Below are 21,116 nucleotides of genomic sequence, written 5' to 3' on the forward strand. Positions count from 1 at the left end.
TGTGTTCGAGATTGATTGCTACGCTTTCGATCGTCACCACCCCCGAGGCGACGCCGAAGGCCCCCTCGGACGGCAATTCAAAGGAGAATCCGTGTCCACTGCACTCACGCCCCCTGCGCCCGCCTCTTCGGCGCAAGCGCAGCAGCAGGCGTCGCACCGTGCCTGGACCCGCGACGACTGGACCGGCTACGCCGACCGCCTCCTCGCCGGTGCGATGGCCTGGGCCTCGCCGGGAAAGGGGCGCATCACCCCGCCCGGTGCTGAGGGCGGCTACGGCCACGACATCGACGGTCTCGAGGGCTTCGCCCGCACGTTCCTCCTCGCGGGCTTCCGCATCGCGGGGGAGCGCGGCGAGGGCGTCGACGAGCTCATCTCCTTCTTCTCCGAGGGAATCCGCACGGGCGTCGACCCGGATGCGGCCGACCGCTGGGTGCGCCTCGAGGAGCACCCGCAGGCCAAGGTCGAGGCGGCCTCGCTGGCCCTGATCCTGGATCTCACGCGCCCCTGGATCTGGGATGCGCTCGGCGAGCTCACGCAGCAGCGCGTCATCGACTACTTCGCGCCGGCGGTCGGCGACGACACCTACCCGCGCACGAACTGGCTCTGGTTCCGTCTCGTGGTGCAGACCTTCCTTCGTTCCGTCGGCGGCCCCTGGTCGCCTGAGGAGGTCGCCGCCGACCTGGCCCTGCACGACTCGTTCGGGCGCGCCGACGGCTGGCTCTCCGACGGCGACGAGCGCTCGTACGACCACTACGTCGGCTGGGCGCTGCACATCTACCCGGTGCTCTGGTCGCGGATGCGCGGGGCGAGCGAGCTCGCGGGCGACCGGCTCGAGGGTGACGTCGCTGCGCTCGACCGATTCCTGCAGGACGCCGTGCACCTCATCGGCGGCGACGGATCCCCGCTCCTCCAGGGCCGAAGCCTCATCTACCGCTTCGCGGCGGCGGCCCCGTTCTGGGTCGGCGCGCTCGCGGGCGTTCCCTCCGTCTCGCTCGGTGCCCTCCGCCACGCGGCGGAGAAGGTCGTCTCGCACTTCGCTGAGCGCGGCGTGCCAGACGACCGGGGCCTGCTCACGATGGGCTGGCTCGGGGAGTGGCGCCAGCTCGCGCAGGCCTACTCGGGCCCTGCCTCCCCGTATTGGGCTTCGAAGGGGCTGCTCGGCATCCTGCTGCCCGCCGATCACCCGGTGTGGGCGGCTGAGGCTGAGCCGCTGCCGGTCGAGGAGGCCGACTTCGTCCGCACGATCGCGGCGCCCGGCTGGGTTGTCACGGGCACGGCGGGTGATGGCATCGTGCGCATCGCCAACCACGGCACCGACCACGCGAAGCCGCACACGCTGGTGGGCGACTCGCCCCTCTACGCGCGTCTGGCCTACTCGACGGCGACGAGCCCGCTGCTCGACGACGAGGCCTGGCGCGAGCCGCTCGAGCAGTCGCTCGCCCTGGTCCGCGCTACCACCGCGGCCGACGCTACCGCCGTCGTCGACCCCGCGGCCTCCGCGTCCGCTCCCGAAACCATGACGGCGCCCACGCCCGAGGCCACCCCCGCGACCCACCGGGCCGCGATGGAGCTCCTCGCGACGACCACCGACGGCGTGGCCGGCGTGGCCGCATCCACGTGGCTCGCGCACACGCTCGCCCCGGCTGCGACGCAGCAGCGCCACGGCTCGGGCCTCGACGGCGAAGCGACGGTCATCGCGCGCCTCACGGTCGTCTCCGTCGTTCGCGGTGTCGAGGAGGTCCGCCTCGCCCGGGTGACCGAGCCCGCGGCCGGCATCGACACGGCTGACTGGCGGCTGCGGTGGGGCGGCTGGCCCGTCGCGAGCCGGCAGGATGCGCAGGTCACGACCTCCCTGCGCGCCCTCCCGAGCAGCGCGCCCGCATCCACGCGCACGGTGACACGAGCGGATGCGAGCCCGCTCGGCGCATCCGCTGCCGTGCCCGTGCTCGACGCCCCCGTCGAGCTCGACACCTGGGCCGCCGCCCACCTCACCCTCGCGGGCCCGGACCACACCCCGAGCACCACTACGGGCGTCGCGCTCACGGACGAGCGCGCCGTCGTCACCTGGTCAGACGGAGCACGCAGCACCGTCGACCTCACCAACTACCGCCTCTCGTAGCCCGGGCGTCGGTTTTCAGGGATCCGAAGCGGATCTCGTTCATTGCAGCAAAGGAGCAGCACCATGAAGAAGCGCACCATGATCGCCACTGCGGGCCTCGCCGCCGCCGCACTGGCCCTCACCGGATGCAGCGGTGGCGGGAGCGTCGACCCAGACGGACCGATCACGCTGTCGGTGTCGGGTTGGAGCGTCGCGTCGACCCCCGAGTTCCAGCTGCTCGCAGACGGCTTCACCGAGAAGTACCCCGACGTGACCGTCGAGATCGTCGACTACGACCCCGCCGAGTACAACACGCTCATCACCGCCGACCTGGCCGCAGGCTCGGGCCCGGACATCATCACGCAGAAGGAGATCAAGTTCGTCACGACCTTCCAGGAAGGCGGACAGCTGCTGGATGTCTCCGACGTCGAGCTGCCCGAGGGCATCAGCGGCGCCGAGTCGTACGTGATCGACGGCACCTCGTGGGCCACGCCGTACCGCCAGGACTCGTGGGTGCTCTACTACAACAAGGCGCTCTTCGACCAGGCTGGCGTCGCCTACCCCGACGGCAGCTGGACCTGGGACGACTACGTCGAGAACGCGGACCTGCTGACCAAGGGCCTCGCCGGCGCTGGTTCGACGGCCAAGGGCGCGCACCAGCACAGCTGGCAGTCGACGGTCCAGGGCTTCGCGAACGCGCAGGCGAACGGCGACATCTTCAGCGGCGAGTACGACTACTTCCAGCCGTTCTACGACAACTCCCTCAAGCTGCAGGACGACGGCTCGCAGGCCGCCTACAACACGGTCACGGCCAACAAGCTCACCTACCAGGGAGAGTTCGGCAAGCAGAAGGCCGCGATGATCCCCATGGGCTCGTGGTTCGTGGCGACGCTCATCTCGCAGCAGGAGTCGGGCGAGGCTGACGACTTCGAGTGGGGCATCGCGCCCGTGCCGCAGATGGACGCATCCACCACGGGCATGGACAACACGCCTGTCACGTTCGGCGACCCGGCAGGCTTCGGCATCAACGCCAACATCGACGAGGGCAAGACACAGGCCGCCAAGGACTTCCTCGCCTACGCCGCCAGCGAAGAGGCAGCCACCGAGCTCGCCGGCATCGGCATCACGCCGGCGCTCCTGAGCGACCCGGTCGTCGAGGCGTACTTCGGCGTCGAGGGTGCCCCGCAGGACGAGCTCTCCGCGTTCGCCGTGCAGACTCACGAGACGCTGCCGGAAAGCCCGACGAACTCAAAGACCGCCGCCGTCCAGAACATCCTGAACGACATGCACTCCTCGATCCTCTCCGGCTCGAAGTCGGTCACCGACTCCATCACGGAAGCCGAGACCCGCGTCGCCAACGAAGTCGGCCTCGACTAACCCCCTTCGCCGGTCGGCCGGTGCTCTCTCACCGGCCGACCGGCACCTCTCTCCAGGAGAATCATGACCACCACAACGGAACCGGCGCAGCCCAAGGCGGCGCCCGAGGGCCTGTCGCCCGAGGCGCGCAAGCTGCGCAACCGCTCACGGCTCAAGCGCACGCTTGTCGGCTGGAGCTTCATCCTGCCGAACTTCCTCGGCTTCGCGACGCTGACGCTTGTGCCCGTCATCGTGCTGTTCTACATGTCTCTCACGAACTGGAACATCTTCGGCACGTCCACCTTCGTCGGCCTCGACAACTTCACGCGCCTCCTCGGCGACGGCAGCTTCCAGGTCGCATTCGGCAACACCATCTACTACTCGGTGCTGCACATCCCGCTGACGATCATCGTCTCGCTGGGCCTCGCACTGCTGCTCAACAACAAGCTCCGCGGCGTCGCCTTCTTCCGCACCGCCGCGTTCTTCCCCTACATCACGTCGATCGTCGCGATCGCGCTCGTCTGGAACCTGCTCTTCAGCCCAGACTTCGGCCCCATCAACGAGGGCCTGCGCTTCCTCGGCATCGATAACCCGCCAGGCTGGCTCACGTCGACCGAGTGGGCCATGCCCGCGGTCGTCATCATCAGCACCTGGCGTGACATGGGCTACTACATGGTGCTCTTCCTCGCGGCGCTGCAGACGGTGCCGCCCGAGCTCCACGAGGCGGCCCGAGTCGACGGCGCCAACGCCTGGCAGCGTTTCTGGAACGTCACGCTGCCCTGCCTGCGCCCGACCATGTTCTTCGTCACCGTCATGCTGACGATCAACTCGTTCAAGATCTTCGACCTCATCCTCGTGCTCACCGAGGGCGGGCCCGGGCAGTCGACCACCGTCATCTCCCAGTTCATCTACCGCAAGGGCTTCGAGGAGAACGAGTTCGGGTACGCGTCGGCGGCCTCGGTCGTGCTGTTCCTGCTCTGCATCGTCGTCACGATCATCCAGTTCATGTGGAACAAGCGGAAGGACAGCTGATGTCCCAGACCATGGCAGTTGTGCTTCCCGAGGAGACCACCACTCCTCTCCCGACCGACCACATCGAGCCGGCGAAGCCCGCAGGGAAGAAAGAGAACAAGCTCGGCCGAGCACTGCTCTACGCCGCGCTCATCGTCGCGGCCGCAGCGATGCTCACGCCGTTCTTCTGGATGATCATGAGCTCGCTCAAGGAGGCCAACGCGGTCTTCTCGGTGCCAGTGCAGTGGATTCCAGAGGTCTTCGTCTGGCAGAACTACGTCGACATCTGGACCAAGTCCGACATCATGACGTGGATCGGCAACACGCTGATCCTCTCGGTCACCGTCACGGCCCTGCAGGTGCTCACCGGCTCGTTCGCCGCCTACGGCTTCTCGCGGGTCAAGTTCCCCGGCCGCGACGTGCTGTTCCTCCTCTACGTCGGAACGATCGCCGTGCCGTGGCAGTCGTACATGATCCCGCAGTTCATCCTGCTCTCGAACGCGAACCTCTCGAACACGCTCTGGGCGATCATCCTGCTGCAGGCGTTCGGCGCCTTCGGGGTGTTCCTCATGAAGCAGTTCTACGAGACCATCCCCATGGAGCTCAGTGAGGCCGCCCGCCTCGACGGCCTCAGCGAGTACGGCATCTGGCGGCGCATCATGCTGCCGCTGTCGGTGCCGGCCATCGCGAGCCTGTCGCTGCTGACGTTCGTCAACACCTGGAACGACTACCTCGGGCCGCTCATCTACCTGCGCGACCCGAGCCTGTGGACCATGCAGCTCGGCCTCAAGAACTTCGTCTCCAGCCTGTACGACGTCGACTACGGCGTGCTCTTCGCGGGCCTCACCATCTCGGTGCTGCCCATCGCCATCGTGTTCCTCCTCGGCCAGCGGTACTTCGTCGAGGGCATCGCGACCAGCGGAATGAAGGGCTGACCCGTGAAGCGCATCTCGCACGGCGTCTACGCCACGGCGTTCAACGTCGCCTACCTGGCGCTCGCCGTCAACGCGCTGCTCGCGGTCATGAGCCTGCCGTTCCTCGTGCTGCTCGTGACGACCGACCCGTCGCTGTCCTGGCCGCTGCTCGCGGCGAGCGCGGCGCTCACGGGGCCGGGCATCGCCGGCGCGTTCGCCACGTTCCGTGCGCACGCTGAGGGCGACACCGACGTCATCCGCGCGTTCATCCGCGGGGTGCGCCGCACCTGGAAGCGCGCACTGCTGATCTCGGCGGTCACGTCCGCCGTCGTCACGGTCGCGCTCGTGGATGTGTTCGTGCTGGTTCCGACCGGCATCGGCGTCCTGCTGGTTCCGCTGCTCGTCGTCGTCGCGATCCTCACGCTCGCGACCGCGGCGGTCACCCTGGTCGCCATCACGCAGGCCGAGGACACGCGTCTGCTCGTGCTGGTGCGCGCATCCCTCATCCTCGCCGTGCGCCGCTGGCCGCTGACGTTCGCGTCGTTCGCGATCGTCGCCGTCCAGGCCGCCGTGCTCACTGCGGCGCCGGCCATCGCCATCGGCATCACCACCGCCGCCTGCCTCTACGTCGTCTGGGCCGGCGGGCGCTACACCCTGCAGCAGGCCCCGGCGCGCGCCGCGGCCTGATCTGCCCCACATACTCACTCGAAGGAACCCCCATGACTTTCGCGCCCGCATCCACGACCGTGGAGAACGCGCTGGCGACGGCCACCAACACCGTTCGACGCAACATCGACGCGTTCGGCGCCGCCTACCCAGACGACACGACCACCGACGGCAGGTACCTGCTGCGCCCCGCGACCGACGTCTTCGCCGAGGGAGCCAACCGCGGCTGGACCACGAGCTTCTGGCCGGGCATGATGTGGCTCGCCGGCGACGCCACGGGCGACCCCGCCTTCCACGAGGCCGCGCTCAAGCACGCCGCCGACTTCGAGCGCCGCCTCTACGCAGACGAGGACCTCGAGACGCACGACCTCGGCTTCCTCTACTCGCTCTCCGTGGTCACGGCCTGGAAGCAGACCGGCGACGAGCGCTGGCGCACCGCCGGCATCAAGGCCGGCGAGCGCCTCATGACGCGCTTCCTCGAGCCCGCCGGAATCCTGCAGGCCTGGGGCGACCTCAGCGACCCCGCCCAGCGCGGCCGCGCCATCATCGACAGCCTCATGAACATGCCGCTGCTCACCTGGGTGGGCGAGCAGACTGGCGACCCCCGGTATGCGGATGCGGTGCGCCGGCACACGGAGCAGCTACGCACGCAGATCTTCCGCGCCGACGACTCGACGTTCCACACCTTCTACTGGGACGCGGAGACCGGCGACCCCCTGCGCGGCGGCACCGAGCAGGGCGCGTTCGACGAGTCGTGCTGGGCGCGCGGCGAGGCGTGGGGCATCTACGGCTTCGCGCTCAACTCGCAGGCGGTCGGCGACCCGCGGCAGCTCGAGGCGGCCTGGCGCTGCGCCGACTACTACCTCGCGCACCTGCCGAGCGACGGCATCCCGTACTGGGACCTCGTCTACACTGAGGGCAGCGACGCGCCCCGCGACAGCTCGGCGGCCGCGATCGCCGCGTGCGGGTTCCTCGAGCTCGCCGCCGTCGACCCCGACCCCGAGCGGTCGGCCCGCGCGCTGCAGGCCGCGCACGCGCAGATCGACGCGCTCATCGCCGAGGCGACGCCGCAGCCCGCGGAGTCGTCTGACGCGCTTCTCCTGCACGGGGTCTACGACCTTCCGAAGCTGGTCGGCGTCGACGAGGGCACTCTGTGGGGCGACTACTTCTTCCTCGAGGCCCTGACCCGCGCATCCCGCCCCGAATGGCAGCGGTACTGGTGAGCGGCGCCGTGAGCGAGGTGTTCCACGCATGAGAATCGTCACCTGGGACCGCGCCGGGGTCGCCGTGCCCGCCGCGCTGGTCGAGTCGGCCGAAGGCGACCGTCTGGTCGACCTCTCCGGAGTCGTCGCCTCGACGCTCGAGCTGCTCACCGACGCCGGTGCGCTGGCGGATGCACGTGCATCCGTCGCCGCGGTCGACACGTCGCGCCTGCCGTTGCGCGAGGGGGAGCGGCTGCTGCCGCCCCTCACGCCTCGCGTGCTGCTGTGCCTCGGCTACAACTACCGCGGCCACGTCGTCGCGGGCGGGGAGGGGCAGCCCGACCCGGAGCGCCCGGACGTCTTCGTGAAGACGGCGAACACGCTCATCGGACCGGACGACGCCGTGACGCTGCCGCCGCAGAGCAGCGACGTCGACTACGAGGGCGAGATCGGGCTGGTCATCGGGCGCACGGCGCACGCCGTGTCCGCCGAGGAGGCGCTGGACTACGTCGCCGGCTACACGCTGTTCAACGACGTCTCGGCGCGCGACTGGCAAAACCGCACCAGCCAGTGGACGCTCGGGAAGTGCTTCGACGGCTTCGGCCCGCTCGGGCCCGCGATCGTAACGCCCGACGAGATCGCCGACCCGACCGACCTGCTCGTCGAGGTGGTGCGCGACGGCCGCACGACGGTCTCGCAGAGCACGTCGACGCTCATCTTCCCGTTCGCCGAGATCGTCTCGTACATCTCGCAGTCCATCACGCTGCAGCCCGGCGACGTTATCGCGACGGGCACGCCGCAGAAGCTACCGGACGCGCTGCGCGACCACCGGGCGCTCGAGGACGGCGACTCGGTGCGCATCCGCGTCGAGGGGATCGGCGAGCTGGTGACGGTGTTCGCGGCTGCAGGGTAGCGCGCCGGCCGCCGCGGCGATAGCGCGGCGGCCGAATTCGGCTCGTGCGGCAGACTCGAGGGGAGAGCCTCCCGGCTCACCGCCTCCGACGCAGAGCCAAGGTCCCATGCGCATTCTCTTCCCCGCCGCGTCGACGCTTCCCCCGGAACCACCGGTCGTCATCGCCTTCCCCACTTCGGTCGACCTGGTCGTCACGGGCGTCGTTGTCGTCGCCGCTGTGCTCTTCGTCGTGGGCGTCTGGACCGTCGCCGCGCTGCAGCTGCGCGGTGCACGCGCCCTGCCGCTCGACCTCGTCGGCCGCGTCGAGCGTGCGCAGCGCATCAACCGCACGGCAGTTATCTCGACGCTCGTCGCGTCTGGCGCCATGGTGCTGCTTGTCGTCACGTGGCTCCTCGTGAGCCTGCTCTTACTCACCTAACTCGCCGGGCCCGTCCGCCACAGCACGCTCCGCAAGAGGTGAACATTACAGTCACCGGTTCAGCGCGCGCGCCCGGAGGCCTTCGCGCGCGTGCGGCGGGCCACCAGGGGGATCACGCGACTGATCGCCGCGTTCTCACCGGTCGAGGCCCGACGGGTCGCGAGTTGTGCCTCGCCTTCGCACCAGGCTGCGATGAGGGAATCGATCGCCCGCTCGAGCTGCACATGCTGGCTGACTTCGACGCCAGTGTCCACCCGCGCGCCGCGGAGCACGACGTGCACGCCCTCGACGTTGACGATGTATCCGAGCGGCACTCCCTCTCGTTCGAGAGCAACGGTGCCTTCTGTGGTCTGCGTGAGTTCGTATCCGGTCAGTGCGGAGATGGGAATCATGGGGGAGCTCCTCTGCAGTTCCTGGAATCCTGACTCGACGGTCTGGGAGGAACTTGGAGATCTCGAGATCGCGGGACGTGAGTGACGGCGGACCCGGTGCTCGACGCCGCTGACCAGGTGTTTTGTCGAGAGTTTTGATGCGCTAGCGTGTCGATCGAGTTTGTGCAAGCCCCCGGACGGAACTTGGTCGAGCCGCAGGGCGCGACCCGGTTGCTCGCGTACCCCGAGGCACACTTGGCGAATGCGTGCACCAACCACCCCCTGGCGACGCCGGTCCCGTCGATGGCGCGAGCACAGTCCCCTGGAGCGTCTGTGGCGTCTCGCACGCACCTCGAAGCCGGTCACGTTCACCGAGAAGGTGCGGTACAAGATGCTGCGCGACCGAAGGCGTCTGATCGTGACGTTTGCGGACAAGGCGGCCGTGCGCGGCTACGTGGCGGCGACAGTGGGCGCGCACTACCTGCCCGGGGCCTGCGGTGTGCTCGACGACCCCCGGGAGCTCGAGGCCCTCGAACTGCCGGAGGCCTACGTCGTGAAGCCGACGCACGGGTCTGGCGCGGTGATCGTCGTCTCACCAGCCGCCCCGCCGGAAGCGCGGCTGCCCGAAGCGGAATGGGGGTGGGTGTACTCGCACGTGCGCCCCGAGCACGTGGATCGCAAGCGCCTCGACCTGTACCACCTGCCGGACCGGGTCATCTTCGGAGAGCTCACGAACTACCCGGCGGGTGGCGACAGCCCCTTCGAGCCCGAGGACTCGAACACGGTCTTCGGCGAGCCCTGGCGGGTTCCACGGCGCTACCGCTGAATCCGCTGCAGCCGCCTCGATGCTTGAACAGCTCGCGCCCGGCCGACTCTCAGGCGATTGCAGGACGCGCGGGGCACCGTGAGGTCTGACCGGCACCCGATCGGGCAGTCTCGACCTTGAGAGCACCGCGGCCGTTGCCGCGCAGAAAGGACCACGATGTCGAACGCAGATCCGCACAGCTCGAATACCGCAGGAGATCCAGATGAGGGCAGTGTCGGGGCGGGCGGCGCGACCGCCGACGGCGCGATCGATGAAGCCCTCGGCACCGACCAGCCCTTGACCTCAGACGAGGGCAGCGTCGGTGCCGGGGGCGCCAGCGCTGACGGGGCGCGGCCCGACTAGGGGTCGACGCGCATCACGCGACGAAGGGGCCGGACGTCTGCTCATGCAGATCTCCGGCCCCTCTTCGTGTCAACCCTCGCGCTTCGGCGCCGCCTGCCGAACTACCGCTCGATGCGGTTGATGTAGTCGCGCAGGTTGCTGACGACCGTCGCCAGGTCGGTGCCGGTCGCCTGGGCCAGCTGGCCGGCGAGCCAGCTCTGGTTCATGAGGGCGGCACCGAGGATGTGGCTGTCCTCGATGCTCTCGTCGAGTTCAGTCGTCGGGTTGCCAAACGGTTCGAGCGCGAGCTGGAACGCCAACTCGTTGGTCACGGGGTCTGAGCTGACGTGCTGGGCGAGCAGCGCGTCGAGCTGGACGTGCATCGCTCGCACGGCCTGCTCCGGCACGCGCAGACTCGAGGTCTCGTGCGCGGTCGCACGGTCTCCGTGCTCGAGGTCGTGATCCATCTAGGGCCCTCCATCGCGTCGTATAGGCAACGTATGGCGCGGAGACCGGTGATGCTTCGGTATTCGCGACGGATACCCTTCAATTCACCCCGTATTTCACCATGGGTGACGTCGGCGTGCGTTTCCCTCCAGTACGGCGAACTTCCCTGGGATGGATGCAGGTGCATGCGTTTCCCCCGGGGGTTTGCTCAGCAAGACCCTCGAGCGCCGGGGTAGCCTCGCCGCGAACGAGCGTCGACCGGTGTACCGGTGGCCATGAGCCCCAGCGACGCGAACATGCCAGCCCGTTGTCTCCATTTCGGGCCCACCATCATCCAGGTCCCACTCCATGGGAGGCTGGACGAGACGAGAGACTTTTGCCGCACACCGCACCCGTTCGCCTGCCAGTCCCCGGCGCGCCCTCAACCGGTCGCGCAACGGATGCGAAGGACATCGTTCGCGCCCCCTCTCCGATCGAGGGCATCGTGACGGCCCAGGCGCGCGGCGACTGGAAGGCCGTCACCGAGGCGCTCGAGCGCAACTGGACCTCGCTGCTTCGGACTTCCCGGGCTGCGATGCGCGACGTCGTGAATGCCCTCCCGGATGCGATCCTGGAAGCGCAACCCCGCTGGTCCGCCGCACGTCAATACCTGAACTTCGCCCCGGACGACGGACGCCTGCGCCCCGCGCGGTTCGATTTCGAGGCAGCGCAGCCCAGCGAAGCCGGCGCGCTCATCGACGATCTGGCCCAGTACACGGGGCAGACCGCACACGAGCGAGGCCACGGACGCTTCAGAGCTGCGGCAGGCATCGCTGCGACCGCGATCGAGGCGATCAGGCAGGCTTCCCCGTCGGAGATGAAGACCCTGCGTCCACTGCTGCCAGGCCTTCGCGTCCAATGGGCGACCAGTCTTCTGTTCGCGGGTGACATCCGCGACGCCCTCCTCGAGTTCGAATCCGCGTACGGTGACGCCGTCTCGTTCGACAGCGATCGTATGGCGACAGCAGCTGCGGGGTCGCTTGCGCTCATCCACAGTGTGACGGGCGATCTGGCCGTGGCGCGTGCGTGGCTCAGCCGTCAGCCTGCGTCGATGCAGGGCGGGTTCGGCGGGCCAGACGAGTTCGAAGGCGGCCTCGGCGACCCGGTCACGGTCATGGGGGTGCTCGCGGCCGCGAACATCGCGATCGACGAGCTGGATGCCGAGAAGGCGAGGGCGTGGCTCGCGAGAGACCCGGGCGATAGCTTTGCCCCTGAGCAATGGGCGCTCCGCCTCGGCGTCGCATCACGCTTGGAGGTCCTGAGCGGTGACCCGCTCGCGCAGTCGCTGCGCAATCGCGCCGCGATCAATGCCCGTCCAGCCATTCTCGTCGATGGGCTGAACGGCTGGTCGCTTCGCTTCTCGGATGTCGGCATCAGATTCGCGTTGAACGATGCGCGCGGCGCGGCCGAGGCGCTCGCGGCTCTCGAAGCCGGAGACAGCGAGCTCCACCGGCAGGCGGCGCTGATCGTTCGGGTCTGGAGCGCAGTCCGGTCCGGAGAGCACGTGCACGCCGTGACGATCATGGAGTCGGTCCCGGGGGGGGAGCGCAGTCTGCGAGTCAGCATAGAGCTCGTGGCCGCCTCCACGATCATCCACCTCGCGGCGGGTGACTCCGTTCGCGCAGCGGAGTTGTTTCGCACGCTCGCGACCCTCGTGGCTGAGCAGGGCTTCAACGGTGTGCTCATGCGGTTCACCGACGAGGATTACGAGGTGCTGTGCGCGGCGAGCGGGGTGCGCCCTAGGGGGCGCCAAGTGCGGCGGTCGCTCACGAGTGGCGCCCTCGCAGCCGAGCAGGTTGCCGCGCCGGAGATCAGGCTCACCGAGCGTGAACGCGTCGTGCTCCGCCACCTGCTGAGGGACAAGAGGCTCAACGAGATCGCCGCCGCCGAACACGTGTCGCCCAACACGGTCAAGTCGCAACTGCGCACCCTGTTCAAGAAACTCGGCGTCTCATCACGCGAGGACGCCATCCAGGTGGGCCGGGGCAAGCCCGGGCTGTGGTCGGATGTCGGACTGTGAAGCACCCGCTGGCTCATGATGGCCTCATGCGTTTAACCGCCGCTCGTTCCTTGGCCGCACTCGCAGTCGCCGTCGCCACAGCGTTGGGCCTGTCCTTGGCGGGTTGCGCACAGGGCGGGGCTGACGCATCCGTCGAACTCCCGCCGACCAGCGGCACGTTCGACTACCAGCTGGGAGCGCCGTATGACGTCGACGGCGGTCTCGACGTCGTCGCACTCGACTCGACGCAGCAACCTCGACCCGGTGCGTACTCGATCTGCTACGTCAACGGCTTCCAGACGCAGCCTGGCGAGTCAGCCGAGTGGCTCACCGACCGTGGCGAGCTGCTGCTCCGCGACATCGACGGTCAGTCCGTCTTCGATCAAGACTGGCCGGATGAGTACATACTGGACCCGTCGTCGGCCGAGCAGCGCGACGGGATCCTCGAGATGATCGAGCCGGTGATCTCAGGTTGCGCTGAGGCAGGTTTCGACGCCATCGAGATCGACAACCTCGACACCTTCACGCGGTTCGAGGACATCGACGAGCCCGGGGCTCTCGAACTCGCGCGGGCCTACGTCGACGCGGCGCACGCATCCGGACTCGCGATCGGCCAGAAGAACGCCGCCGAACTCGCCGACCGGGGCCGCGACGAGCTCGGATTCGACTTCGCGGTTGCCGAGGAATGCAGCGCCTTCGGGGAGTGCGGCAGCTACGCGGATGCCTACGGTGAGCACGTGCTGCAGATCGAGTACCTCGACAACCTGCCCGCTTCGGGAGACCCGGCAGCGATCTCGACGGATGCGGTGTGCGGCGACCCCGACCGGGCACCGCTGACGATCATCCGCGACCGGGACCTCGTCGCACCCGGAACCGCGGGGTTCTTCCGCGAACAGTGCTGACCGGAACCCTTCCGTTACACACGAATGCACCTTCACCTACTATTTACCTAGCTTAGCTAGCGAGTCTTCGTTCGTTCCCCCTATGGTTAGGTCATCCCCCTCAGACGGCGCCCCAAGAAGCTGTCTGCCGCGACGACGCAGTCGGCTCCGGGCGTTCCCTTGTGCTCTGGAGTCGACCGTTGAAGTAGAACCAGAGCCGATTGGATCCTATGAACGACGATCTCCGCCCCGAGCCCACCGCAGTCGAGCGCACGAGCCGCCGAGCCGTGCTCACCGCCGCCGCATGGTCGGCCCCGGTCATCGGCGTCGCCGCCGCGACCCCGTTCGCGGCCGCATCCCGATGCGCCGCGCAGAACGTGTCTCTCAATTGGCTCAACACGAGTGCCACGGGGCCCATCCCCGCTGAGAACACGAACGCCACCATCACGCGCTCGTTCGTCTTCACGCAGACGGCGCAGACTGCGCCCGCGCTTCCGGCGATGAACGTCGCCGTCACTCACAGCTTCGTCGGCAACACGAGGTCCGCAAACGTCACCACCTCCGGCACCGTGAACGTGCAGGCCCAGAACGCAACCCGCACGGGTACCAACGGCAGCGGCATCGGGCCCGTCGGCGGAACCGGCCAGCCGGGCTACACGATCGCTCAGCGCATCACGGCCCCGACTGCGACCGGCCCCGGTGTCGGCCCGGTCACGGTCAACGACTACCAGGACGTCGTCATCAACTTCAACGAAGACGTCTCGAATGTGCGATTCGCCGTCGCAGACATCGACCGGTCCTGGTCGACAGCCGCCGGCGGCGTTCGTGACTTCGCCGACGGCGTCACCGTGATCGCAACCAACGCTGCTGGCACCAACGTGCCAGTCGTGCGAAACACCGCGCAGCCGAACGTGAGCATCGTGGGAGCCGGAACCGCAGCTGACCCCTACTACCGCAACGTCGACGGCAATATCTCCGAGGCGACGAACGCTGGCAACCTGGCGGTCATCGCCGCGGGCCCGCTGCGCACGATCCGCATCCGCTACCGCAACCGCGGGTACCTCGTCACTCCGACCACGCCGACGAGCACGACGGACAACAACCAGACGATCTTCATCACCGGCTTCACGGTCGACCGCGGGGCCCGCCTCTGCTGACTGAAGCCTCGCACGCGGGGCTTCCTGCTGGCTCGTCGGAGCCCCGCGTGCGGTATCGCTTCCTCTCCTGAATTCAAAGTAGAACCCATGGCCCACTCCGACTTCGAACGCATCCGCAATACGTGGCTGAATATCGACCAGCCGTCGAGTTTCGCTGCGGATGCTGCTCGATCGGGAGTCGAGTTCTCGAACGCCTCAGCTCCGACGCGGGTCACCTTGAGTGCGCTGCGGGGCCCGGACTTCATCTCCACCTGGCTCGAATGCTCACCGGTTGAAGCCGAGTTCAAACGGCACACCGTGGAACGAAGAGCCCGCACCATGTTCCTCTTCGTGAACAGTGGCCGCGTGCAGCTCAGCGCCGGCGCCTCGACGCAGGAGCTGGGCAAAGGTGCCGTAGTGGCGCTCAGGCCCGGTGCGGAGACGGTCCACTTCGAGGGTCGAGCGGCGCAGAGCGACGTTCTGATCTTCAGCATCAAGGCGATGTTGGGCCTCATGATGGGCAGGAGCGACGAAGCCCCCATCCAGGTGCTTCCGGAGGCGTCCCTGAATGCTTTCGCCTTCGGCGCCTGCTTCGGGCTGGCTCAGGCGCTTCCTCCATCCTCGGCGAACGCTGGCCGTGAACTGCAGAACGCGGCAGTGGCCGTCGCACGCTCCCTGCTCATGCAATGGGTCATGCCGCACGGATCCGAGACGAACCTGTACAGCGCGACGCGAAGATTCATCCGGGTGCACGCCATCGATCAGTCCCTCACCCCGTTGTCCGTGGCCAACGAGTTCGGCGTGTCCGAGCGAACACTGCAGGCCGTCTTCCAGCAGAACAACGAGACCGTCGCGCGCGCCATCAGGCGGAGCCGCAGTGACCTCGCCCGTGCATGGCTCGAGGCGGGGCAGCAGGTGGATCCTGGCGTCGTGGCCCTCAACTCCGGGTTCACCTCTGCCAAGCGGATGAGAGCGGCCCTCGCGGAGTTCGAGCCACCGGCTGATGCCACCCTCTGTACGACACCGCACCTGACACGACCCTGAGATAGCCTCATCTTCGTTTTTTGGATCGTTTTCGCGCACCGGGCAAGGACGTTCATTGTGTCATCGGTATTCTTTCGCTCGTCCAGGAATGCACCGTAGAGCCGCGAATCGAGAGGTTCAGCCAGGCTCAGGGCGCATCAGCTGGATAGCACCACGGCGGGTTGCAGTCCCTCGGCGACACCGCACGACAATCCCCACACCCCTTCTGAGTCCCCACGGTCAGGCACGCGCTTCCGCGTCCTGCGTGAAGAGCTCGGTGAGGATGCGCAGCGCGCACACCGAATGGAAGAGAACTTCATGTCCGACACCCCCGCCCAGAACACCTCCTCCATCGAACGCCGCCGCGTCCTTCAGGGCGCGGCATGGGCAGCCCCCGTGCTCGCGGTCGCCGCCGTGGCACCAGGCGCATCCGCCTCGCCGTGCACGCAGCAGTACCCCGGTTCGGTTCGCTTCGCGGCGACCACAGGAGCGGGAGCACAGCCCGCCAACTACGTGGCAGGTACGGGTGCGAACGCCACCCTCAACGGCAGTGCGAACATCACGCTCGTGGGAGCCCCCGCGCAGGTCACTCCGTTCACAGCGACCATCACGAGCACCGCTATCACGGCCGGTTACACGCGCAACGCGAACAACCTCGCACTGTCGACCCCGACGGTCGCCGGCGGTGGAGCCGGCACCACGCCACGTCTCGCCATCTGGCAGGCTTCCCCTACGGGCTCGACGGCTACGACTGTGGGACAGACGGTCACGTTCAATTTCCCGCGCCCGGTGCGCAACCTGACGTTCGACTTGCTTGGCATGACGCGCTCGCAAGCGACCTACAGCGACGCGGTCTTCCTCACCGGCCCTGCTTTCACGGTGACGGGTGCGCTCGGTTCGCAGGTGAGTGGTGCTGGAACGTCCGCGTCGCCCTGGCTTACGACAGCTGAAAACGCGAACCAGGGGCAGACCAGTGCGGCGAATTCCATCACCGGGATCCGTTTCGCGGGGCCCCTCACCACCTTCTCACTCCGCTACTGGTCGACGATCGGCTCTGGCCAGGGGCAGGCCGTCTTCCTGAGCAACATGACCTTCACCGCGAGCTGCAGCTAGCGTCAGCAAGCTCGGTTCGAGCGCGTCGGGCAGCCTCCCTTGGAGGTTGTCCGGCGCGTTTGCTCATTTTCAGGGCGAATTCTGTGTCGAGGTCGCGGACCTCCGCGCCAGGCGGTGCGTGGCCGTTTCCATGAGCGCTACTTCGCGCTGGAATCAGCGACGAGCTGAGCCGAGCTGGGGCTCGCGCCTCGCGCGCGCGTGCCTTGCCTACACACGCACAGTGCCGTGGCCACGCCCCAGGTTCCGTCCCGGCGCGCCGGTCAAGCCCTCCGTCAGCTCTTCCCCGGCGGATTCCAGTGCGAAGCTGACCGGCCCGAGCGGGGGCGGCCCCGAGGCTTGGCGCCTTGAGAACGCGCACGAGGCAAGTTCACCCTCAAATCGGCGAGGCGGGGACGAGCTGGACGGCATTCGATGCGCGAGCGGGCAACCTGCTTCGGTGAATGTCACCTAGTTCAAACGAAATACGTGGTCAAGATGTCGTGCGAATTCTCGGGCCCGGCTCTAGCATCCAGAGGAGAACCGCCATTGTGGCGCTCAGCTCCAACGCACCTCCCATCTGACCTGCTCCATTTCCTCAGTAGAGAAGGCACTCATGCAAGATTTCGCTGTACCCGAAAGAGCATCCAGAGCAGACCAAGCCAGCCAGAATGTCCAATGGGGCCCGCAAGCACCCGCGATCGACGTCGACCGCCGCGGGCTTATCAAGAGTGCTGCTTGGGCTGCACCGGTCGTGCTATCGGCGCTGGCCGCACCACTTGCTGCGTCGTCGGCGACCATCAACGTCGGCAATTTCCGAACCCTGGGTACGTGTGGGACGCTCGGGGTCCTCGGGCCCGGGTTCACGATCACGGCCGCGCCCACGGCCCCGTTGCCGGTAGGTACGACGCTGCAGATCAACGGAACGGGTGTTGCGAACATCGGGCTCTTCAGCGTGACCGGCGGAAGCGCTCAGGTTCAGGTGCTTTCGGGCACGGCGCGAACCGTGATACTCACGGCTGCACTTCCGGCGGGGGCTACGCTCGCGGCCCGGACGACGCTCTCGATCAGCGTGGCCTTCACTTTGAGTGCCACGCTGTCGCTTCCCGAAGGGTACGTCGGCGGAGGTGAAGCCAAGCCGAGCGCGCAAGTGACTTCGACGCTGGTCTTCTGCTCCGGCACGTAGATCGTCGTCTGCACGTGCAACGAAGCCCTACGCATCTGAGTGGATGCGCAGGGCTTCGTAGACTTCGGGATTCGGTCAGCGACCGGTCGGCTGGTACTCGCTGACGGTGTCGGCGGCGAGGTGCTTCTTCAGCTCGGCGATGTTGACGGTGTCGAGGAACACCACGGACTGGTCGCCGACCATGCCGGTGCCGTTCGTGGGGAGCGTGAAGCTGCGGACGTTGCCGCTCCGAATGTCCCGCATCGAGACACCGAGGTCGATCATCGTCTGCAGAGTGAACGTGTCGTCGACGCCGACGTAGGGCGAGAACTTGGTGATGATGTCGCTGACCTTCGCGGGGTCCGTCAGTGTCTCGGTGCTCAGCATCTTGTCGAGCACCGCCTTAACCCAGGCCTGCTGGTTGCGCACGCGCTGGTAGTCGCCGTCGGTGAAGGCGTAGCGTTCGCGCACGAACGCGAGCGCCTCTTCGCCGTTGAGCGTGATGGGGCCGGCTGCGAACTGGTGCCCGGCCTTGTGTGACGAAGTGAAGGCCACGTCGTTGCTGATCGTGACGCCGCCGAGCGCATCCGTGATGCCGGCGAAGCCGTCGAAGTCGACGACGGCAACGTGATTGATGCGCTGCCCGAGGAGACCCTCGACGGTCTGCACGACAAGCGGAACGCCACCGTACGAAAGTGCCGCGTTGATCTTGGCTTCCCCGTGCCCTGGGATCGCGAGCCAGCTGTCGCGCATGATCGACATGATTTGCACGTCGCTGCGGTCGGCGGGGATGTGAACGAGCATCATGGTGTCGCTGCGGCTGCCGAGGTCGGTCATGATCGACGGGCTGCCCGGGGCTCGCGAGTCGCTGCCGAGGAGCAGGATATTCACCGGCTCGCCGGCGTCGGTCACGACCTGCGCTGGGCGGCCGGCTTCATCGGGGAACACGTCCTCGATCTTCTCGATAGCGTCGAACCGGCTCTGCACGTTCCACCACAGGATCCCGCCGGCCGCGACGGCCGCGACGAGGATTCCGACGAGCGTCCACAGCAGGATCTTCGGGCCGCGACGCTTCTTCTTGCCTTCCGTGCGGGCCCCGCGACGGGTGCCGTCCGAGCCGCCGGCTGCGTCGTGCTCGAAGAGATCTGAGAGGGCGTCGTCGTTGCTCTGCGGGCGCGACGAAGCCTGGCCTGGGGTCTGCTCCATGCAGGCGAGTATGTCACGGGGCCGGTTTCGGGCACGAGTCGGGCGGCTGGGCTGGGTGCGAATGCATGAATTCGCACGTGAATACACACCGAACATGTTTCGGGCAGGAAAACACGCCAGCGATGCGCAAAAAAGACCGGAGTGACCCTTTCGTTATGCGTGAACGTTGGGATACTCTCAGGAGGCACCCAGGATCTCTATGACGAGCCCACAGGCCCGGACAGAGCGCGGCCTAAAGCCGTGGAGACCCGACGCGCATGCCCGGTACCAACGAGGTGTGCGCACCAAGAAGTACTCATCTCTTATTGGAGCACACGTGACGCCTCCCTCCTCAGGGCCCGCTACCGCGCAGATCCCGGTCGTGACGACCGAAGATGTCCGCGACAGCAACTCAGTGCCCTCGGTCGAGCCGCACTTCGCGCAGACCTCTGCTGAGCCGACCGCTCGCGTGCAGCGCAACATCAAGCGCCGCGCGAACTGGCGCCAGGGCTACTCCCGCCTTCTCGTCGTCAGCGACCTCGCGGTCCTCGCCGTTGTCATGGTCGGCGCTCAGCTCGTCTGGCTCGGCGGCGGCAACGCGGCCGTCCCCGCCGGTGGCAACGCATTCATCAGCAGCGAGGTCTCGTACTGGCTGGTCTCGGCAGTCATCGTCGCGGGCTGGGCATGGATGCTCTCCCTCTTCGACACTCGCGACTACCGCATCCTCGGCTCCGGCTTCGAGGAGTACCGCGGCGTCTTCAACGCCTCGCTCATGCTCGCTGGTATCGTCTCGATCTTCGCGTACCTCTCTGCCTTTGAGCTCGCTCGCGGCTACGTACTCATCGCCTTCCCGATCGGCACGGTCGCCCTGCTCCTGTCGCGTTGGATCGGCCGTCAGTGGCTGGTGCGTCAGCGGAAGGGCGGCAACCTGCAGGCTCGGGTGCTGCTGGTCGGCTCGCGCTACTCGGTGCTCGACCTCAACCGCGACCTGTCGCGTCGCGAGGCTGCCGGCTACAACGTCGTCGGCGCCTGCCTTATCGACGGCAAGAGCGGCGAGCTCGACCCGACGTCGCCCGACTTCCTCCCCGGCACCGACGTACCGATCGGCGGAAACCCCGAAGACCTGGCCGGCTCGCTCGACGCCATCGGCGCCGACACGGTGGTCATCGCGGGCAACGATGTCACGTCGACGCAGTGGTTGCGCGAGGTGGGCTGGGATCTCGACCCAGAGCGTCATTTCTTGATCGTCGCCCCCGGCCTGCTGGATGTGGGTGGACCCCGCATTGTCACGCGCCCGGTCGCTGGCCTCCCGCTGCTGCACGTCGACTCTCCGAAGTTCACGCGCATGGGGCTGCTGCTCAAGCGTGCGTTCGACGTGCTCGTCTCCGGTCTGCTCATCCTCGTGCTCTCGCCGCTGCTCATCGGCACGGCGATCGCCGTCGCCGTCACGTCGCCCGGTGGCGTGTTCTTCAAGCAGGAGCGCGTCGGCTACAGCGGCTCGCGCTTCACGATGTGGAAGTTCCGCAGCATGCGCGCCGATGCGGAAGAGGTGCTCAAGAAGCTGCAGAGCGAGCGCCGCGATGCGGGCAATGACATCCTCTTCAAGATGAAGGACGACCCTCGCATCACGAAGGTCGGCAAGTTCATTCGGCGCTATTCGATCGACGAGCTCCCGCAGCTGTTCAACGTCTTCGGCGGCTCGATGTCGCTGGTCGGGCCACGTCCGCCGCTGGACCGCGAGGTCAAGCAGTACGAGGACCACGTGCATCGTCGCTTCATGGTCAAGCCCGGCATCACGGGTCTCTGGCAGGTCAGTGGTCGCTCGAACCTGACGTGGGAGGAGACGGTTCGCCTCGACCTCTACTACGTCGAGAACTGGTCGATGGCCGGCGACTTCGTCATCCTCTTCCGCACGGCCCGAGCAGTTGTCGCGAGTGAGGGTGCCTACTAGGCGGAACTCGACGCAGCTCGCAGCGGCGGCGCCCCTCAGGGGCGTCGCCGCTTTTTCGCGTCGTGTGCGCGGGTGCGCTCGCGCCACCGCGAGTGGACAGTAGGC

Annotated in this window: 20 protein-coding genes; 17 read left to right on the plus strand and 3 right to left on the minus strand. The window is 67.6% G+C overall.

The genetic code is table 11. The features are described 5' to 3' along the window. Positions 1–91: 91 nt before the first annotated feature. From ACPYN9_RS05330 to ACPYN9_RS05365, 8 genes are all read left to right on the plus strand, one after another. A complete protein-coding gene (locus ACPYN9_RS05330; protein WP_424464590.1) occupies positions 92–2,119 on the plus strand; it encodes a DUF2264 domain-containing protein in 2,028 nt (675 codons plus the stop codon). Positions 2,120–2,182: 63 nt separating this feature from the next. Beyond that, positions 2,183–3,475, plus strand: a complete 1,293-nt coding sequence (locus ACPYN9_RS05335) for an ABC transporter substrate-binding protein (RefSeq protein WP_424464592.1) — start codon at positions 2,183–2,185, stop codon at positions 3,473–3,475. A 63-nt stretch (positions 3,476–3,538) separates the two neighbouring features. After that, positions 3,539–4,486, plus strand: coding sequence for a carbohydrate ABC transporter permease (locus ACPYN9_RS05340; protein WP_424464594.1), 948 nt, complete (start codon positions 3,539–3,541; stop codon positions 4,484–4,486). Next, positions 4,486–5,400, plus strand: a complete 915-nt coding sequence (locus ACPYN9_RS05345; protein WP_424464596.1) for a carbohydrate ABC transporter permease — start codon at positions 4,486–4,488, stop codon at positions 5,398–5,400. Before ACPYN9_RS05340 ends, ACPYN9_RS05345 begins: the two co-directional genes overlap by 1 nt. A gap of 3 nt (positions 5,401–5,403) precedes the next feature. After that, complete coding sequence (locus tag ACPYN9_RS05350) at positions 5,404–6,066, plus strand: ferredoxin-NADPH reductase (RefSeq protein ID WP_424464598.1); 663 nt, start codon at positions 5,404–5,406, stop codon at positions 6,064–6,066. Positions 6,067–6,098: 32 nt separating this feature from the next. Then, positions 6,099–7,268, plus strand: coding sequence for a glycoside hydrolase family 88 protein (locus ACPYN9_RS05355; RefSeq protein ID WP_424464600.1), 1,170 nt, complete (start codon positions 6,099–6,101; stop codon positions 7,266–7,268). A gap of 28 nt (positions 7,269–7,296) precedes the next feature. Continuing rightward, positions 7,297–8,160, plus strand: a complete 864-nt coding sequence (locus tag ACPYN9_RS05360) for a fumarylacetoacetate hydrolase family protein (RefSeq protein WP_424464602.1) — start codon at positions 7,297–7,299, stop codon at positions 8,158–8,160. Positions 8,161–8,266: 106 nt separating this feature from the next. Further along, complete coding sequence (locus ACPYN9_RS05365; RefSeq protein ID WP_424464603.1) at positions 8,267–8,578, plus strand: hypothetical protein; 312 nt, start codon at positions 8,267–8,269, stop codon at positions 8,576–8,578. Between the two features lie 59 nt (positions 8,579–8,637). Here ACPYN9_RS05365 and ACPYN9_RS05370 read toward each other — a convergent pair whose 3' ends face one another. Further along, positions 8,638–8,970 carry a hypothetical protein gene (locus ACPYN9_RS05370; RefSeq protein ID WP_424464605.1) on the minus strand — a complete coding sequence of 111 codons (333 nt, stop codon included), beginning with the start codon at positions 8,968–8,970 and terminating at the stop codon, positions 8,638–8,640. Positions 8,971–9,211: 241 nt separating this feature from the next. Here ACPYN9_RS05370 and ACPYN9_RS05375 point away from each other — a divergent pair, with 241 nt between their 5' ends. Beyond that, positions 9,212–9,775 (plus strand): ATP-grasp fold amidoligase family protein, encoded by a 564-nt coding sequence (locus tag ACPYN9_RS05375; protein WP_424464607.1) that lies wholly within the window; start codon positions 9,212–9,214, stop codon positions 9,773–9,775. Positions 9,776–9,931: 156 nt separating this feature from the next. Further along, the gene (locus ACPYN9_RS05380; protein ID WP_424464609.1) at positions 9,932–10,117 is read left to right on the plus strand and encodes a hypothetical protein; all 186 of its coding nucleotides are present in this window, start codon (positions 9,932–9,934) and stop codon (positions 10,115–10,117) included. 101 nt (positions 10,118–10,218) lie between these two features. On the opposite strand, the gene ACPYN9_RS05385 is transcribed toward ACPYN9_RS05380, so the two are convergent. Continuing rightward, positions 10,219–10,563, minus strand: coding sequence for a hypothetical protein (locus ACPYN9_RS05385; RefSeq protein ID WP_424464610.1), 345 nt, complete (start codon positions 10,561–10,563; stop codon positions 10,219–10,221). Between the two features lie 356 nt (positions 10,564–10,919). Between ACPYN9_RS05385 and ACPYN9_RS05390 the strand changes: the two genes are divergently transcribed. The 6 genes from ACPYN9_RS05390 (at position 10,920) to ACPYN9_RS05415 (ending at position 17,896) form a co-directional block, all read left to right on the plus strand. Beyond that, complete coding sequence (locus tag ACPYN9_RS05390; protein ID WP_424464612.1) at positions 10,920–12,602, plus strand: helix-turn-helix transcriptional regulator; 1,683 nt, start codon at positions 10,920–10,922, stop codon at positions 12,600–12,602. A 50-nt stretch (positions 12,603–12,652) separates the two neighbouring features. Continuing rightward, positions 12,653–13,483 (plus strand): endo alpha-1,4 polygalactosaminidase, encoded by an 831-nt coding sequence (locus ACPYN9_RS05395; protein ID WP_424464614.1) that lies wholly within the window; start codon positions 12,653–12,655, stop codon positions 13,481–13,483. A 209-nt stretch (positions 13,484–13,692) separates the two neighbouring features. Then, on the plus strand, positions 13,693–14,619 hold the full coding sequence (locus ACPYN9_RS05400) for a hypothetical protein (protein ID WP_424464615.1): 927 nt from the start codon (positions 13,693–13,695) through the stop codon (positions 14,617–14,619). Between the two features lie 87 nt (positions 14,620–14,706). Next, entirely contained in the window at positions 14,707–15,642 is a 936-nt protein-coding gene (locus tag ACPYN9_RS05405; RefSeq protein WP_424464617.1) for a hypothetical protein, read from the plus strand. A 297-nt stretch (positions 15,643–15,939) separates the two neighbouring features. Then, the gene (locus ACPYN9_RS05410) at positions 15,940–16,734 is read left to right on the plus strand and encodes a hypothetical protein (RefSeq protein ID WP_424464619.1); all 795 of its coding nucleotides are present in this window, start codon (positions 15,940–15,942) and stop codon (positions 16,732–16,734) included. Between the two features lie 592 nt (positions 16,735–17,326). Then, positions 17,327–17,896 (plus strand): hypothetical protein, encoded by a 570-nt coding sequence (locus tag ACPYN9_RS05415; protein WP_424464621.1) that lies wholly within the window; start codon positions 17,327–17,329, stop codon positions 17,894–17,896. A gap of 75 nt (positions 17,897–17,971) precedes the next feature. Here the strand turns inward: ACPYN9_RS05415 and ACPYN9_RS05420 are convergent, their stop codons facing one another. Beyond that, positions 17,972–19,081, minus strand: a complete 1,110-nt coding sequence (locus tag ACPYN9_RS05420) for an LCP family protein (RefSeq protein WP_424464623.1) — start codon at positions 19,079–19,081, stop codon at positions 17,972–17,974. A gap of 316 nt (positions 19,082–19,397) precedes the next feature. Here ACPYN9_RS05420 and ACPYN9_RS05425 point away from each other — a divergent pair, with 316 nt between their 5' ends. Next, a complete protein-coding gene (locus ACPYN9_RS05425; protein WP_424464624.1) occupies positions 19,398–21,011 on the plus strand; it encodes a sugar transferase in 1,614 nt (537 codons plus the stop codon). The last annotated feature ends 105 nt before the right edge of the window (positions 21,012–21,116 follow it).

It is taken from the genome of Pseudoclavibacter helvolus (assembly GCF_049707175.1).
In the GTDB taxonomy this organism is placed as follows: domain Bacteria; phylum Actinomycetota; class Actinomycetes; order Actinomycetales; family Microbacteriaceae; genus Pseudoclavibacter; species Pseudoclavibacter helvolus_A.